This window comes from Sulfitobacter sp. R18_1, assembly GCF_017743915.1.
Lineage (GTDB): Bacteria > Pseudomonadota > Alphaproteobacteria > Rhodobacterales > Rhodobacteraceae > Sulfitobacter > Sulfitobacter faviae.
On sequence record NZ_JAGHRG010000003.1, the window covers coordinates 382,502 to 396,608 of the forward strand.

General features: G+C 56.3%; 12 protein-coding genes and 1 pseudogene. 12 read left to right on the forward strand and 1 reads right to left on the reverse strand.

Going from position 1 to position 14,107, the window contains the following annotated elements; genetic code table 11:
* Positions 1 to 73: 73 nt before the first annotated feature.
* The 12 genes from J7392_RS09240 (at position 74) to J7392_RS09295 (ending at position 13,812) form a co-directional block, all read left to right on the forward strand.
* Positions 74 to 991 carry a LysR family transcriptional regulator gene (locus J7392_RS09240; protein ID WP_209217277.1) on the forward strand — a complete coding sequence of 306 codons (918 nt, stop codon included), beginning with the start codon at positions 74 to 76 and terminating at the stop codon, positions 989 to 991.
* Positions 992 to 1,222: 231 nt separating this feature from the next.
* On the forward strand, positions 1,223 to 2,149 hold the full coding sequence (locus tag J7392_RS09245) for a LysR family transcriptional regulator (RefSeq protein WP_209217278.1): 927 nt from the start codon (positions 1,223 to 1,225) through the stop codon (positions 2,147 to 2,149).
* Between the two features lie 160 nt (positions 2,150 to 2,309).
* A complete protein-coding gene (locus J7392_RS09250; protein ID WP_209217279.1) occupies positions 2,310 to 4,391 on the forward strand; it encodes a hydantoinase/oxoprolinase family protein in 2,082 nt (693 codons plus the stop codon).
* A 3-nt stretch (positions 4,392 to 4,394) separates the two neighbouring features.
* Complete coding sequence (locus J7392_RS09255; protein ID WP_209217280.1) at positions 4,395 to 6,104, forward strand: hydantoinase B/oxoprolinase family protein; 1,710 nt, start codon at positions 4,395 to 4,397, stop codon at positions 6,102 to 6,104.
* The gene (locus tag J7392_RS09260; RefSeq protein ID WP_209217281.1) at positions 6,104 to 7,321 is read left to right on the forward strand and encodes an FAD-binding oxidoreductase; all 1,218 of its coding nucleotides are present in this window, start codon (positions 6,104 to 6,106) and stop codon (positions 7,319 to 7,321) included. Before J7392_RS09255 ends, J7392_RS09260 begins: the two co-directional genes overlap by 1 nt.
* Positions 7,321 to 8,094 carry an aldolase/citrate lyase family protein gene (locus J7392_RS09265; protein ID WP_209217282.1) on the forward strand — a complete coding sequence of 258 codons (774 nt, stop codon included), beginning with the start codon at positions 7,321 to 7,323 and terminating at the stop codon, positions 8,092 to 8,094. Before J7392_RS09260 ends, J7392_RS09265 begins: the two co-directional genes overlap by 1 nt.
* A gap of 92 nt (positions 8,095 to 8,186) precedes the next feature.
* On the forward strand, positions 8,187 to 9,320 hold the full coding sequence (locus tag J7392_RS09270; RefSeq protein ID WP_348540695.1) for an aminotransferase class I/II-fold pyridoxal phosphate-dependent enzyme: 1,134 nt from the start codon (positions 8,187 to 8,189) through the stop codon (positions 9,318 to 9,320).
* A complete protein-coding gene (locus J7392_RS09275; protein ID WP_209217284.1) occupies positions 9,317 to 10,156 on the forward strand; it encodes an NAD(P)-dependent oxidoreductase in 840 nt (279 codons plus the stop codon). Before J7392_RS09270 ends, J7392_RS09275 begins: the two co-directional genes overlap by 4 nt.
* 3 nt (positions 10,157 to 10,159) lie before the next feature.
* Positions 10,160 to 10,861 carry an SDR family oxidoreductase gene (locus J7392_RS09280; RefSeq protein WP_209217285.1) on the forward strand — a complete coding sequence of 234 codons (702 nt, stop codon included), beginning with the start codon at positions 10,160 to 10,162 and terminating at the stop codon, positions 10,859 to 10,861.
* Positions 10,862 to 10,968: 107 nt separating this feature from the next.
* Positions 10,969 to 11,907: a TRAP transporter substrate-binding protein gene (locus J7392_RS09285; RefSeq protein WP_209217286.1), complete on the forward strand. Its 939-nt coding sequence runs from the start codon at positions 10,969 to 10,971 to the stop codon at positions 11,905 to 11,907.
* A gap of 87 nt (positions 11,908 to 11,994) precedes the next feature.
* Positions 11,995 to 12,504, forward strand: a complete 510-nt coding sequence (locus J7392_RS09290; RefSeq protein WP_209217287.1) for a TRAP transporter small permease — start codon at positions 11,995 to 11,997, stop codon at positions 12,502 to 12,504.
* 3 nt (positions 12,505 to 12,507) lie between these two features.
* The gene (locus J7392_RS09295; RefSeq protein WP_209217288.1) at positions 12,508 to 13,812 is read left to right on the forward strand and encodes a TRAP transporter large permease subunit; all 1,305 of its coding nucleotides are present in this window, start codon (positions 12,508 to 12,510) and stop codon (positions 13,810 to 13,812) included.
* Positions 13,813 to 14,009: 197 nt separating this feature from the next.
* Here the strand turns inward: J7392_RS09295 and J7392_RS24220 are convergent.
* Positions 14,010 to 14,107: pseudogene (locus tag J7392_RS24220) on the reverse strand (integrase); the annotation flags it as partial.

The window sequence follows — 14,107 nt, forward strand, 5'->3', positions numbered from 1 at the left end:
GTACCATCCAATTATGATTGTATAAAATGCAAATATGCTTATGTTGCTTACGTAATTTGCAATGGTGTTTCGCATGAACATTAAAGCCCTCCGCGCTTTCCGCGCCACCCTATCCGAAGGGTCTCTGGCCGCGGCAAGCCGGGTATTGAACTTGTCGCAACCCGCCGTCAGTCGCTTAATTTCAAATTTGGAAGGCGAATTGCGCCTGACACTCTTTGATCGCTCGAAGAGGAATTTGACGCCGACGCCCGCAGGCTTCGCTTTCTTTCGCGAAGCAGGTCGTATCCTCGATAACTTAGATGAAATCCCCCGCATTGCCGCTGAAATCCGGGCTGGGCGCACTGAAAAACTGCGCGTTGTTGCGATGCCAAGGATTGCGCAGGCGCTGGCCTCGCCCGCAGTGGCCCAGTTCGTGCAGCGGTATCCGGACATCGGCGTCAGCCTGGATGTCCGCGCCCGACGCGAGGCCGGAAAATGGCTGGCCGGACGTGAATATGACATTGGTATCGGTGCATTACCCGTGGATCATCCCGAAATACGCACCGAATTGTTGCTCCGCGTCCGGGCGCAGGCCATCGTGCCGGTTGATCATCTCCTCGCAGATGCCACCGAAATTTCTGTCGACAATCTGGATGGTGAGCCCATGATCCGGCTCATGCACGGCCTTCTTCTGCGGGACCAATTGGATGACATGTTTCAATCCGCAGGTCTGACGCCGAAGCCAAGCTGTGAAGTCGCTTCTTCAGCCCTCGCCTGTGCCCTTGTGGCAGATGGCGGTGGCATCACAATCGCTGATGAATTGGTAGCCTCCCAAGTGGATGCCAACATCATCAGACTGATACCGATAACGCCTGAAAGATGGATGTCGTTTGGGCTCTTGTTCCCTATCAATGCCCCCCCCTCCAACCGCCTTGAAAACCTGATCGGGATTTTACGATCAAACGCACAACGCTTGGCGGAAGCTTCGCAGACCATAGAAATTCCGGAATAAGGGTTAGGATCGCGCAGTCGGTCAGTGGCTGCTTCGGTGATCCACAGCGCAGCGCCCGGAGCGGTGCGCATTCTCAACTATGGGCAGGGCCGTAACCTGCGCGAAGGCCGGATCGCAACCATTCGCTGCGGGCAAAACGCTCAAATAGGTGGGGTGAGGAATACGAACGATGACTGAGCAGGCGCGTTCTTGGTTTGACGGGCATCACAGAAATCTATCCAATGGTGCGCTATGATAAGCAGCCATCTTACACTCAAACAACTCGAAGCATTAGTATGTGTTGTTGATATGGGAAGTTTCCGCAAAGCGGCAGCAGTTTTAGGTACCACCCAGCCCAATATCTCAAACAGAATTACGAAACTGGAAACGGACTTAGGCATCGTCTTGATGCATCGCGATGCTGGCTCGGTGCGCCTCACAGCTCGGGGGATCAAACTGGTTGAAGCAGCCCGCCAGGTTCTACGTGGTGCCGAGACATTCTGGGAGGTTGCGGACCGCCGAGACCTTATTGCAGACCGGCTTCGTCTGGGTGTCACTGAGTTAATCGCCTGTACTTGGCTCCACGCCTTCTTGCGCCGGTTTCGCGCGGCTTATCCGTCTGTGTCTGTTGAGCTGGAAGTTGGCTTGTCAGCAGCTATCTCCAAACAGTTTGCTGCCGGAGATATAGATCTGGCTCTGCAGCCTCAGCCGTTTCCTCCCAAGGCGGGGGAGGCGCTCGCGCTCGGCATTTATGAGTATGTCTGGGTCGCATCACCCGGATATTCTCACGAGTTCGGCGTTCCATACATACTGGGCGACATTCTCCGTTCACCAGTACTTATGCATGCGAGGCACACTGTGGCATCAGACGAACTTGCCAAACAGGCACAGGCGCGAAACCTGCCTTGTAACCAAATCGTCTATTCAAGCAGCCTTGCATCCTGTGTGCAGATGGCCGTCGACGGGATGGGGGCCGCTTTGCTGCCGGCTGCCTTGGTGAATGAGCATGTTAATGCGGGAACTCTCGTTCCAGTGACCAGCGATTGGTATCCTAAGCCTCTGAAGTTCTTTGCCAGGTTCAATCAAGACAAGGCATCTCGCTTTGTAGAAGCCGCCGCAGCATTCGCTGCGGAAGAAGCCGAAAGGCACGGTCAACTCTGCGATATAGATCACAAATAGTTATCACCCTTAGAAGATATTAGAATTTGCCGTGATGGCATCTGACTGTCACTCTCGAATGAATGAAATAGATCCTCTAATCCTTAGCATTCCGCCCTAAGCGAAAACTTGGCCGATTGCACAATTGAAGGGTTCAGGATCACGATCGGAGTGAACTTGAATGAAAGCTGCAGCAATTCGTCTTGGTGTTGATATCGGGGGCACATTTACCGACGTCGTTCTTGAAAAAGAGGGCGCACAGTTTTCCACAAAGGTGCTCACCACCTATGCGGCGCCCGAAAACGCAATAATTGACGGTATGCAGCAGGTCTGCGCCAAGGCAAGTATTACGCCGAACCAGATCGGCCAGATCATTCATGGAACGACCCTTGCCACCAATGCGCTGATTGAACGGCGGGGCGCCAAGACGGCGCTGATCACCACCGAAGGGTTCCGTGATGTCATTGAGATGCGCACCGAAAGCCGGTTCGAGCAATACGACTTGAACCTCACCTTGCCGGAGCCGCTCCTTGCGCGTCAGATGCGTTTTACCGTGACTGAACGGGTCAATGCGCGCGGCGAGGTGTTGATCGATCTGGATCGCGCTGAGGTTGAGGCGGTCGTTGATCGCATCGCCAAGGCGGGCTTTGAAAGTGTTGCGGTGGGATTGATCCATTCTTATTTGAACCCCACTCATGAACAGATGATCCGTGAAGTGCTTGCAGAAAAGCTGCCGGAAGTTTCGATCTCGATTTCCTCCGAAGTTAGCCCGCAGATGCGCGAATACGAGCGGTTCAACACTGTTGTCGCCAATGCCTATATCAAGCCGTTGATGGCGTCCTATCTGGGCCGGCTGGAAGAGCGTCTGCGCGGCGAAGGGGTCGGCTGCCGCATCTTTCTGATGCATTCCGGGGGCGGGATTATCTCCATTGCCAACGCGGCGGATTTCCCGGTGCGGTTGGTCGAAAGCGGCCCGGCCGGGGGCGCAGTCTTTGCTGCGCACATCGCAGCGCGATACGGGTTGGACAAGGTGCTGTCATTCGACATGGGGGGCACCACGGCAAAGATCTGCCTTATCAAGAACCAGACCCCGAAAACCAGCCGCGTGTTCGAAGTCGCGCGGACTTATCGGTTCAAGAAGGGTTCGGGCATGCCGATTTCAATCCCCGTGATCGATATGGTGGAAATTGGCGCTGGCGGCGGCAGTCTTGCCCATGTGGACGCCATGCGCCAGATCCGTGTTGGCCCCGAAAGCGCCGGTTCCGAACCGGGCCCAGCTTGTTATGGCCGCGGAGGGGAGCGCCCCGCCGTGACCGATGCCGATCTGGTGTTGGGCAAACTGGACCCTGCTAATTTTGCGGGTGGGTCGATCCCGTTACATCCTGAAACTTCAAAAGCGGCGCTGAATGCTCATATCGGCGGCACGCTGGATATGGACGCCGTCGAGGCCGCCTTTGGTGTGGCCGAGGTGGTCGATGAAAACATGGCCAACGCGGCGCGTGTTCATGCCGTTGAAAATGGCGAAGACCTCTCCGAATACACCATGATCGCTTTTGGTGGCGCGGCCCCTCTGCATGCGGGGCGGCTGTGCGAGAAGCTGGGGGTGGAACGGTTGATCGTCCCACCGGGCGCGGGCGTTGGATCGGCCATCGGGTTCCTGCGCGCACCCTTTAGCTTTGAGGCGAACCGCTCCGTCTATATGAAGCTCAGCGATTTTGACGGGCCCCGGATCAGCGCACTTTTGTCCGAGCTCAAGCAAGAAGCGACAGGATTTGTGCGCACCTGTGATGCGGACAGCCCGATTTTGGCCGAGTTCAAAGTCTACATGCGCTATTCGGGGCAGGGCTGGGAAATTCCGATTGACCTCACCGAAGAACAGGCCATGGCACCTGATGCCGCGACCTTCCTTGCGCGTTTTGAAGAAGATTATGCAAAGCTGTTTGGCCGGACAGTTGAAGGCATGGACGTGGAGATCACTGTTTGGTCCGTGAACGCCACGACCCCGCCCGAACAGGTGGCAAGGGTCGCCATTGCGCAAGACACCATAGCGGTAGAAGGCAACGCGACCCGACAACTATTCGACCCGGCCTCCGGTGCCTTCCTTGCGGCCAGCGTGGTTGAGCGTAGCGGCCTTGAAACGGGCCACCGCGTCTTTGGTCCTGCGGCCATGACCGAAGACGAAACCACCATCATCATTCCAGCCAGTCGAGATGCCATTCGCCAGCCTGACGGTTGCATCGACATTCTGACGAAAGGGGCCTGAACCATGGTCAAACAACATTCAAAAGTCTCTTATCAGGTGATGTGGAACCGTCTGATTTCGGTTGTCGAAGAACAGGCGCAAGCATTGGTTCGAACGGCATTTTCCACCTCGGTGCGCGAAGCGGGTGACTTGTCGGCTGGTGTCTATGACACCCAAGGCCGGATGCTGGCGCAGGCAGTCACAGGAACTCCCGGCCACGTCAACGCAATGGCCGATGCTGTGGCGCATTTCATTCGCCGCATTGGTCGCGACAATATGTTTGAGGGTGACGTCTACATCACCAACGACCCGTGGGAGGGAACGGGCCACCTTCACGACATTACTATGGTTACTCCGTCCTTCCACGGGGGCGCGTTGGTAGGGTTTTTCGCCTGCACCGCGCATATCGTGGACATCGGCGGGCGCGGTTTTGGTGCGGATGCGGCCAGTGTCTATGAAGAGGGGCTCTACCTCCCGATCATGAAATTCGCAGAGCGCGGCACGGTCGATGAAACCCTTGTGCGCATCGTGCGCGGCAATGTGCGTGAACCCGATCAGCTGATTGGTGATATGTATGCGCTGGCGACCTGTAACGAAATCGGCCACCGCCGGTTGGTCGAAATGATGCGTGAATTCGATCTGGGCGATCTGGACGGCATCGCGGAATTCATCCTTGAGAATTCACGCCGCGCCACGCTCGAACGCATCGCCGCCTTGCCGCAAAAATCCGCCAGTGGCGAAATGACGGTGGACGGGTTTGATGTGCCGATCACACTAAAGGTCAAAGTCAGCGTTGAGGGCAACCGGATCCTGTCCGATTTCACCGGTTCTTCGGGGTTGGACAAAAAGGGCATCAACTGCCCGCTGGTCTATGCCAAGGCCTATGCCTGCTATGCACTCAAGGTTGCGATTGCACCGGAAATCCCCAATAACCACGCCTCTCTGTTGCCATTCGAGATCGCGGCACCAGAGAATTCAATCGTCAACGCGCAACACCCTGCGCCCGTCGCGCTACGCCACATCGTGGGGCATTTTGTGCCGGATACGGTCTATAACGCATTCGACAAAATTGTGCCTGGTCTGGTGCCTGCCGAAGGGGCGGGGTGCCTTTGCAATTTTCAGGTCTCCTTGCGTCCTCGCAGCGATGCACCGGCACCTGCACATGCGCGCCGTTCAGAGGTGCTCACTTTCAATTCAGGTGGTTCAGGCGCGCGGCCTGAGTTTGACGGTCTGAATGCGACGGCGTTCCCCTCGGGTGTGATGACCATGCCGATCGAAGCCACCGAACATGCAGGCCCCGTCATTATTTGGCGCAAAGAGCTTCGCCCGGACTCAGGTGGCGCCGGAAAGACCCGTGGCGGTTTGGGGCAGTTCATGGAAGTGGGGGCCATGGAGGGTCACGAGTTTGACATTCAGGCGATGTTTGACCGTGGCGATCATCCCGCACGCGGCAGTCGTGGCGGCAAGAACGGCGCGTCGACCACAATTGCGCAAGACGATGGCACGCCGATGCGAGTCAAGGGAAAGCAGTTCGTGCCGCACGGTCGCAAGGTCGTCATGGCCTTTCCCGGCGGCGCTGGCTACGGCGACCCCTCTCTAAGGGACAAGGCCGCCGTGCGCCGCGATCTGGCGCGGGGGTATATCTCTGCCGAAGTTGCGCAGCGGGACTACGGCCTTGCGCAAAGCGAAATCAACGCTGTGGAAGCGGCGATCGCCAAAGGGGAGGATGTATAATGGCCCTCGCAACCAACAGTCCGAACCAGACCTCTTACGATGTCATAATCATCGGGGGGGCCATCATGGGGGCATCCGCCGCATGGTTTCTGAGCGACAACAAGGATTTCAACGGCCGGGTTTTGGTTGTGGAACGCGATCCGAGTTATGAGAACTGTTCGACAACCCACACCAACAGCTGCATGCGGCAACAGTTTTCAACCGCGCTGAACGTCCAGATCAGCCAATTCGCCGCCGATTTCGTCAAGAACATCCGCAGCTATATGGGCGGGGATGAACGGGTGCCAGAGCTGTCGATCCGCTCGTTTGGCTACATGTACCTCGCGGATACTGAGGCATTCGCCGATGTGCTGCGCGAAAGCCAGCAGGTGCAACTGGCCCAAGGGGCGGCAACGCAATTGATGACGCCGGCCCAGATCGCAGCAGCCTATCCGTTCTACAACGTTGAAGATATTGTTTTGGGCTCGATCAACCTTGTGGATGAGGGGCTGTTTGACGCGGGCGCGGTGTTTGACTGGTGGCGGCGTCAATCGCGCGAACGCGGCGTTGAATATGTCCAAAACGAAGTCGTCGCGATCAATCGCAATGCCGCAGGCAACCGCGTTGAAAGCGTCACGCTGAAATCCGGCGATGTTGTCGCCTGCGGGCAGGTGGTGAATGCTTCGGGTCCGCGTGCCGCAGCCACAGCGTGTATGGCGGGCATCGACGTGCCGGTTGAGCCGCGCAAACGCTATTCGTGGATATTCAAGGCCGATACACCGCTGGATCGTGACCTGCCGTTGACCATCGATCCATCAGGCGTTCACGTGCGTGAAAACGGAGGCGGCACCTATCAGTGCGGCGGGCATGCCGATGTCGACCCAGCGGTCGACTACGACGACTACGTGATGGATTTCTCGATCTGGGAAAATCATGTTTGGCCGGTATTGGCGACCCGCATTCCACAGTTCGAGACCATCAAGGTTCAGTCCGAATGGGCAGGTCACTACGCCTATAACACTTTTGATCACAACGCGATCTTGGGGCCGCACTCGGAATTAACGAATTTTCTCTTCCTCAACGGGTTCTCGGGGCATGGGCTGCAGCAGTCCCCTGCAATGGGACGCGGTATCGCGGAATTGGTGGCCCACGGCGAATATCGCTCTCTGGATCTTTCGCCATTTGCCTATGATCGCATTCCCGCCAAACGACCGATAGTTGAAAAGGCGGTGATCTGATGTTGCTGGCACAGAATACCTTCACCAAGGCTCTCAAAGCCGGGGATAAGCAAATTGGTCTCTGGATCAGCTTGGCAAATAATTTTGCCGCCGAGGTTGTGGCGCCAGCAGGATACAACTGGGCTTTGATCGATATGGAGCATAGCCCGAACGATTACTTCAGCGTTCTGGGGCAGCTTCAGGCATTTTCCAACTACTCTACCGTGCCGATCGTTCGGGTGGAATGGAATGACGCCGTTGCGGTTAAGCGGTTGCTGGACCTTGGTGCGCCGGGATTGTTGTTCCCGATGATCCAAACGGTTGAAGAAGCGCAGCGCGCCGTAGCGGCGACGCGCTATCCGCCGCATGGCGTGCGGGGCGTTTCCGGCTCTACCCGTGCGAACAAGTTTGGCCGTGTGAAGGATTATACGGCGCGGATCGAGGAAGAGACGGCAGTCTTGTTGCAGGTTGAAACTCGTGCGGCGGTGGAACAGGCAGAGGCGATTTCGCAGGTCGACGGTGTTTCGGGCATATTCTTCGGGCCCGCCGACATTGCTGCCGATATCGGTAAGCTGGGCAAGCCTATGGACGCGGAAGTGTGGGGGCTGATCAAACCTGTCGCCAAGCGCCTGATCGCGCAGGGCGTGCCGGTTGGCACCCTGGTTCTTGACCCAGCATTTGCGGCGGAACTGCTGGCTGAAGGCTTCACGTTTGTGGCCTGCGGCTCAGATACATCGATCCTGTCCAGGGGTGCGGATCTGTTGCTGTCTCAGGTAGAGGGGGCAACGACATGAGCTTTGCAGCATCGCGGTTAGGGGCGGTCAAACCCTCTGCCTCTGCTTGGGTCAGCCAGGCTGCCAAGGCCGCCCGAGCGCGGGGCGAAGATGTGATTGATCTGGGTCTTGGAGAGCCCGACTTTGACACGCCAAACCACATCATTGAGGCGGCCCATACGGCGGCAAAAGCTGGCGAAACGCGCTATCCGCCAACGGATGGCACAGCTCGCCTGAAGGCTGCAGTTGTCACCAAATTCGCGCGTGAAAACAGCCTGAGCTATGGCATCAATCAGGTCATCGTGTCCAATGGCGCAAAGCAGGTCATCTTTAACGCGATGATGGCCACGTTAGAGGCGGGTGACGAGGTTATCCTACCCGCGCCCTATTTCGGGCAATACAAAGACATCGTGCTGATACTTGGCGGCGTGCCCATCGCGGTGCAATGCCCTGCAAAGGACGGTTTTCGTCTGACGGCGGAAGGACTACGCGGCGCGATCACTGAAAAAACCCGCTGGGTGCTCTTGAACCTGCCGTCCAACCCTGCGGGCGCGGTGTATTCCGACGAGGACCTATCCAGCCTTGGTGCAGTATTGGCCGATCACTCGCGCGTGATGACCTTATCGGACGAGATTTACGAGCACATTTTGTTCGATGGCCGTCAGTTTAAATCATTTGCAGCGGCTTGTCCTCACCTGAAAGACCGGATCCTGACTGTGAATGGCGTTAGCAAAGCCTATGCGATGACTGGGTGGCGTATCGGTTACGGTGGGGGGCATCCGGACCTGATTGCGGCGATGGCTAAAGTGCAAAGCCAGATCAGCTCGGGCGCTTGTACAATTGCGCAGGCAGCTGCTGCGGCAGCACTGGAAGGCCCACAGGATGAGGTGCGCAGGTTTTGCAAGGCGTTCGAAGCCCGGCGCGATCTGGTGGTGGCCAAGGTTGCAGGCATTGACGGGCTAACCCTCGAACCGCCAGGTGGCGCATTCTACGCCTTTATAGGCTGTGATGCGCTGATCGGCGCAAAGACACCCGAAGGCGCGGTCATCAAGGACGATGCAGATGTCACCGCATGGCTGCTCAAAGCAGGGGGTATAGCCGCCGTCCCGGGCAGTGCGTATGAATTGTCGCCCTTCTTCCGGATCTCCACGGCAGCGTCCGAAGCGGTGCTGGACCAAGCGATGGAGCGGATCGCAACGGCAGTTGCGCAATTGGAACGGGCCAAACAGACAGGAGAACCTCTATGAAGAAGTTGGTACTAACAGGAGCGGCTGGTCGTCTTGGGTCTTACCTGCGCGAGCCTCTTAGTAAGATGTGCGAAGAGCTTATCTCGACCGATCTGGCAGAAGAACTCGATACGACCTATCCAGGCGAGACCTACATCAAGGCCGATCTGCAGGACTTTGATGCGATGGTCCAGCTTTTGGCTGGCGCGGACATGGTCGTGCATTTCGGAGCCATCGGCGACGAAGCACCGTTTGAAACGCTCTTGGGTCCGAATTTTATCGGCGCCTATAACATCTGGGAAGCTGCCTATCGCAACGGCCTGCGGCGCGTTGTTTATGCCTCGTCAATCCACGCGGTTGGGATGCACAAGAAAACCGATTTCATCGGCATCGACGCCCCCCATAAACCCGATACGTTCTATGGGCTGGCCAAGTGCTTTGCCGAGGATTTGGCCAGCCTCTATTGGGATAAACGCGGATTGGAATCCGTCTGCATGCGTATCCTCTCTTGTGCGCAGGTGTCCAACCCGCGCGCCGTTGGCACTTGGCTGAGCTATGATGATTTGATCCAGCTTGTGCAGCGGTCGATAGATACGCCCGTCACGGAGTTTTCCGTTGTCTACGGCGTCAGCGATAATGACCGTGCGCCCGTGGACAACTCCAAAGCCAGCCATCTGGGATACCGCCCCAAAGACAACGCCGAGCAATTTGCGGAAGAGATTTTCGCCGAGGCCGGGCCGCTTGATCTGACCGACGTAGGCAATCTGCACCACGGCGGGCCCTTTGCAGCAGTTGATCTGGGGAACAGCGGTGTTGCCCACCTCAACCTCAAATCCGACGATACCGGAAAGGAATAAAACATGACCAAAGTGGCGCTTATCACAGCAGGCGGCAGCGGCATGGGGGCTGATAGCGCCCGTGCTTTGGCAGCCGATGGTTTTCAGGTCGCAATCTTGTCGTCCTCCGGCAAGGGTGAAGCTCTGGCAAAGGAATTGGGCGGTATCGGTGTGACGGGCACCAACAAATCAAGCGATGACCTGCAAAATCTGGTCGATCTGGCGATGGAGAAATGGGGGCGTATTGATGTTCTTGTAAACTCCGCCGGGCACGGTCCTCGTGCGCCTGTTCTGGACCTCACCGATGAGGATTGGCACGAAGGTATGGAGGTTTACTTCCTGAACGTCGTGCGCCCAACACGGCTGGTGACGCCGATCATGCAAAAGCAGGGCACTGGTGCGATCATCAATATCTCGACCTTTGCCGCGTTTGAGCCAAACCCCGTTTTCCCGGCCAGTGGTGTGATGCGCGCAGGCGTCGCGGCATTTTCCAAGCTTTTCGCGGACAAATATGCAGCCGATAACATCCGCATGAACAACGTCCTGCCCGGATTTATCGACAGCCTGCCCGAAAAAGAAGAATTTCGCAGCATGATCCCGATGGGCCGTTATGGCAGTTCGTTGAATGAAATCGCCAGCGTCGTCGCCTTCCTGGCCTCAGAAGGGGGCGCATACATCACCGGCCAAAACATCCGCGTAGATGGGGGCATTACACGTTCCGTTTAAGACCACGCAAGGGCCGCAAGAATAAAATAAATTGCCGAAAAACCAACAAGGAGAGACAAAAAATGAACCTACGGAAAACCTTTGGCGCGGCGATTGCCGGCGCCCTGATGCTGAGCACCTCGGCAATGGCTGAAACGCAATGGATCATGGCCTCTGGCTATCCCGAAGATAGCTTCTTCACCCAGAACATCCGCATGTTCATTGATGAGGTCGAGGCCGCAAGCGATGGCGAGCTCAAGATTGATCTGCGCGCAAACGGTGAATTGATCAAACTCGATGCAATCCGCCGGTCGGTTCAGTCCGGCCAAATCCATCTGGGCGAAATTCGCTTTGGTGTCTATGGCAACGAAAGCCCCATGTATACGCTTGATAGCTTGCCGAATGTGGCAGGGGACTATGATGCTGCGTGGCAGTTGATGGAGGCGCAGAAGCCGTGGTTTGACGAGGCATTTGGTGAAAGCGGTATGAAAGTGCTAAGCTATGCGCCATGGCCGGGTCAGGGGTTTTATACAAAATTCGAGGTGACCGACGGGGCACAGTTTGAAGATGTGAAACTGCGCATCTATTCGCCCGCAACCAAACGTATGGGCGATCTGTTGGGATTTGAGGCAACGATCCTACCCTTCGCCGAAGTGCCGCAGGCATTTTCGACTGGGCTGATTGATGCGCTATTTACCTCTGGTCAGACAGGCACGGATATCCAAGCGTGGGATTACGCTTCACATTTCACCTACACAGGTTCGATGCACAACAAAAACGGCATCATAGTGAACGAACGAGTTCTAAGCCGCTTGGACCCCGCCTTGCAAGAAGCCATCATTGCCGCAGGAGAAAAGGCAACGGAACGCGCGTGGGAGATGAGCAAGAAAGCCACGGACAGCAAACGCCAGGAACTTTCTGACGCGGGTATGACCGTCACTGATGCCTCACCTGAATTGCAAGCGAAGCTGAGCGAAATCGGCAGCGTAATGATCGAAGAGTGGAAGACCTCTGCTTCAGAAGCAGAGGTTGCTGCATTGGATACGTATTTGGCAACCCAGCAGTAAAACACGCCGGCGATAATGCAGGGCGGCAGCCGATATTTGCCGCCCTGACCGGATCTGTTTCCACTGTCTACGAAGGAAGCCTAAAATATGCTGCGTTCATCGATCAATTTATTGGCCCGTATCTGCGGATATCTCGCAGCCCTCTTTTTGGCGGGTATCGCAATTGCGACCTTCGCGCAGATTGTCGCCCGCCAAATGGGTACCCCAATTGAGACGACTGAATTATCGGGGTTCTTTTTAGCGGCCTCAACCTTTCTCGGGCTTGCATATACCTTCGTGAACGGCGTGCATGTGCGCATTGGACTGGTGTCCGAGTTCGCCCCCAAAACGATGCGCCGCGCTGTTGAACTCTGGGCGTGTTTGGCGGGGGCGCTGATCATCGGCTATGCCGCGTATCACATGACGCGGTTCACGGTCGAGAGCTATAGATTTGGGGACCTCAGTCCCGGCTTTATAGCGGTACCTTTGTGGATACCGCAATCGGCGGTCTCCTTCGGGCTTGGCGTAATGTTATTGTCTATGATCGAGCAGTTGACACTCGTCGCATCCGGCAGGGTTCCGGATTATGAAACAAACAAAGATAGCACGGTAGAATAACTGATGGATCAAACTTTTGTTGCTGTTGTAGTCCTCGCGTTTGCCTTACTGATCATGCTGGGATCAGGCATCTGGATCGCCATGTCATTGCTTGGGGCAGGGCTGATCGTTTTCATCTTTTTCGTGCCGCTTGACCCGGGTTCAATTCTTGCATCGACAATGTGGGACGCCAGCTGGAACTGGGCGCTGACGGCATTGCCGCTCTTCGTCTGGATGGGGGAAATCCTTATGCGGTCCGGGCTGTCATCCAGCCTGTTTCGCGGGCTATCCCCGTGGGTTTCGCGCTTGCCGGGCGGGCTGATGCACATCAATGTAATCGGCTGCGGGGTCATGGCCGCGGTGTCGGGTTCATCTGCAGTTACCGCAGCAACCGTAGGCCGGATGAGTATCCCAGAATTAAAAGCACGTAATTATGATCCGCACATGATGGTCGGATCGCTGGCCGGCGCGGGCACCTTTGGCCTGTTAATTCCGCCTTCGATTATCATGATCGTTTACGGCGTCGTCGCGCAACAGTCGGTGGCCCGTCTCTTCATCGCGGGTCTTATCCCGGGATTGATGCTGATTGTTTTGTTTTCTTCTTATATCGCCCTCTGGTCACTGCTGAACCCGCAGCGTGCCGGAGCAGCGCCTGCTCGTTTGCCGCTCTTGGACAAACTCCGTGCCTCCCGTGAGCTTTTACCTGTGATTCTGCTTATCGTCGCGATAATCGGTTCTATATATGGCGGTATGGCTACACCGACCGAAGCCGCAAGTATTGGCATTTTCGGCGCGCTTTTGCTCGCATTTCTTAACGGTAGCTTGAATCGGGGGATGCTGATTGAAAGCCTGCTGGCCGCAACGCGCATCTCGTGCATGATTTCGTTTATCATTGCCTGTGCGGCTTGCCTGTCGATTGCTGTAGGGTTTGCTAATATCCCACGCGCCGCCGCGGAATGGGTGCAGTCAATGGAGTTGAGTGCGGGCGCTCTTATTCTTGTGCTGACGGTGTTCTTCCTCATCCTGGGCTGCTTTTTGGAGGGTATTTCAATATTGGTGCTCTCAAGTGCGGTTGTTCTGCCAATGATTGATGCAGCTGGCATTGACCCAATATGGTTCGGGATCTACGCCGTCATCGTTATCGAGTGCGCGCAAATCACACCGCCAGTGGGCTTCAACCTGATCGTTCTGAAATCAATGACGGGGCGGGGTGTCGGCGAGATAGCCAAAGCGACGTTTCCGTTCTTGATGTTGCTCCTCTTCGCAATTGTTTTGATTTACGTTTTTCCAGGTATCGTGACATACCTTCCTAACCTCATGCTGGGGTAGGTGTTCATCGATCCTGAGAAGCTGCCTTGCATCGCTATCAGGGTTCCCGAAGATGTAGTTCCGAGCGATAGGATTGTTCCTGATACGCCAGATTGCTGCACGATGAACGAATGGCCGGTCTGGTGGAGCTGCAACGCAGCGCTCGGCCATAAAGCGAATGTCCGCTGCGGGCCGTTTTGTGGCGACGGCCCAGCGGTTTAGATTTCGATAGCTTCGGCGATCACCAGTGCATCTTCAAGCTCGACGCCGAGGTACCTGACAGTGCTGTCCATCTTGGTGTGACCCAACAGCAGTT

What these genes read in the sequence shown, in the direction of transcription:
- J7392_RS09250 (WP_209217279.1), top strand. Translation starts at nt 2,310, where the DNA reads ATGAAAGCTGCAGCAATTCGTCTTGGTGTTGATATCGGGGGCACATTT.
- J7392_RS09255 (WP_209217280.1), top strand. Translation starts at nt 4,395, where the DNA reads ATGGTCAAACAACATTCAAAAGTCTCTTATCAGGTGATGTGGAACCGT.
- J7392_RS09285 (WP_209217286.1), top strand. Translation starts at nt 10,969, where the DNA reads ATGCTGAGCACCTCGGCAATGGCTGAAACGCAATGGATCATGGCCTCT.
- J7392_RS09260 (WP_209217281.1), top strand. Translation starts at nt 6,104, where the DNA reads ATGGCCCTCGCAACCAACAGTCCGAACCAGACCTCTTACGATGTCATA.
- J7392_RS09275 (WP_209217284.1), top strand. Translation starts at nt 9,317, where the DNA reads ATGAAGAAGTTGGTACTAACAGGAGCGGCTGGTCGTCTTGGGTCTTAC.
- J7392_RS09240 (WP_209217277.1), top strand. Translation starts at nt 74, where the DNA reads ATGAACATTAAAGCCCTCCGCGCTTTCCGCGCCACCCTATCCGAAGGG.
- J7392_RS09280 (WP_209217285.1), top strand. Translation starts at nt 10,160, where the DNA reads ATGACCAAAGTGGCGCTTATCACAGCAGGCGGCAGCGGCATGGGGGCT.
- J7392_RS09290 (WP_209217287.1), top strand. Translation starts at nt 11,995, where the DNA reads ATGCTGCGTTCATCGATCAATTTATTGGCCCGTATCTGCGGATATCTC.
- J7392_RS09295 (WP_209217288.1), top strand. Translation starts at nt 12,508, where the DNA reads ATGGATCAAACTTTTGTTGCTGTTGTAGTCCTCGCGTTTGCCTTACTG.
- J7392_RS09245 (WP_209217278.1), top strand. Translation starts at nt 1,223, where the DNA reads ATGATAAGCAGCCATCTTACACTCAAACAACTCGAAGCATTAGTATGT.
- J7392_RS09265 (WP_209217282.1), top strand. Translation starts at nt 7,321, where the DNA reads ATGTTGCTGGCACAGAATACCTTCACCAAGGCTCTCAAAGCCGGGGAT.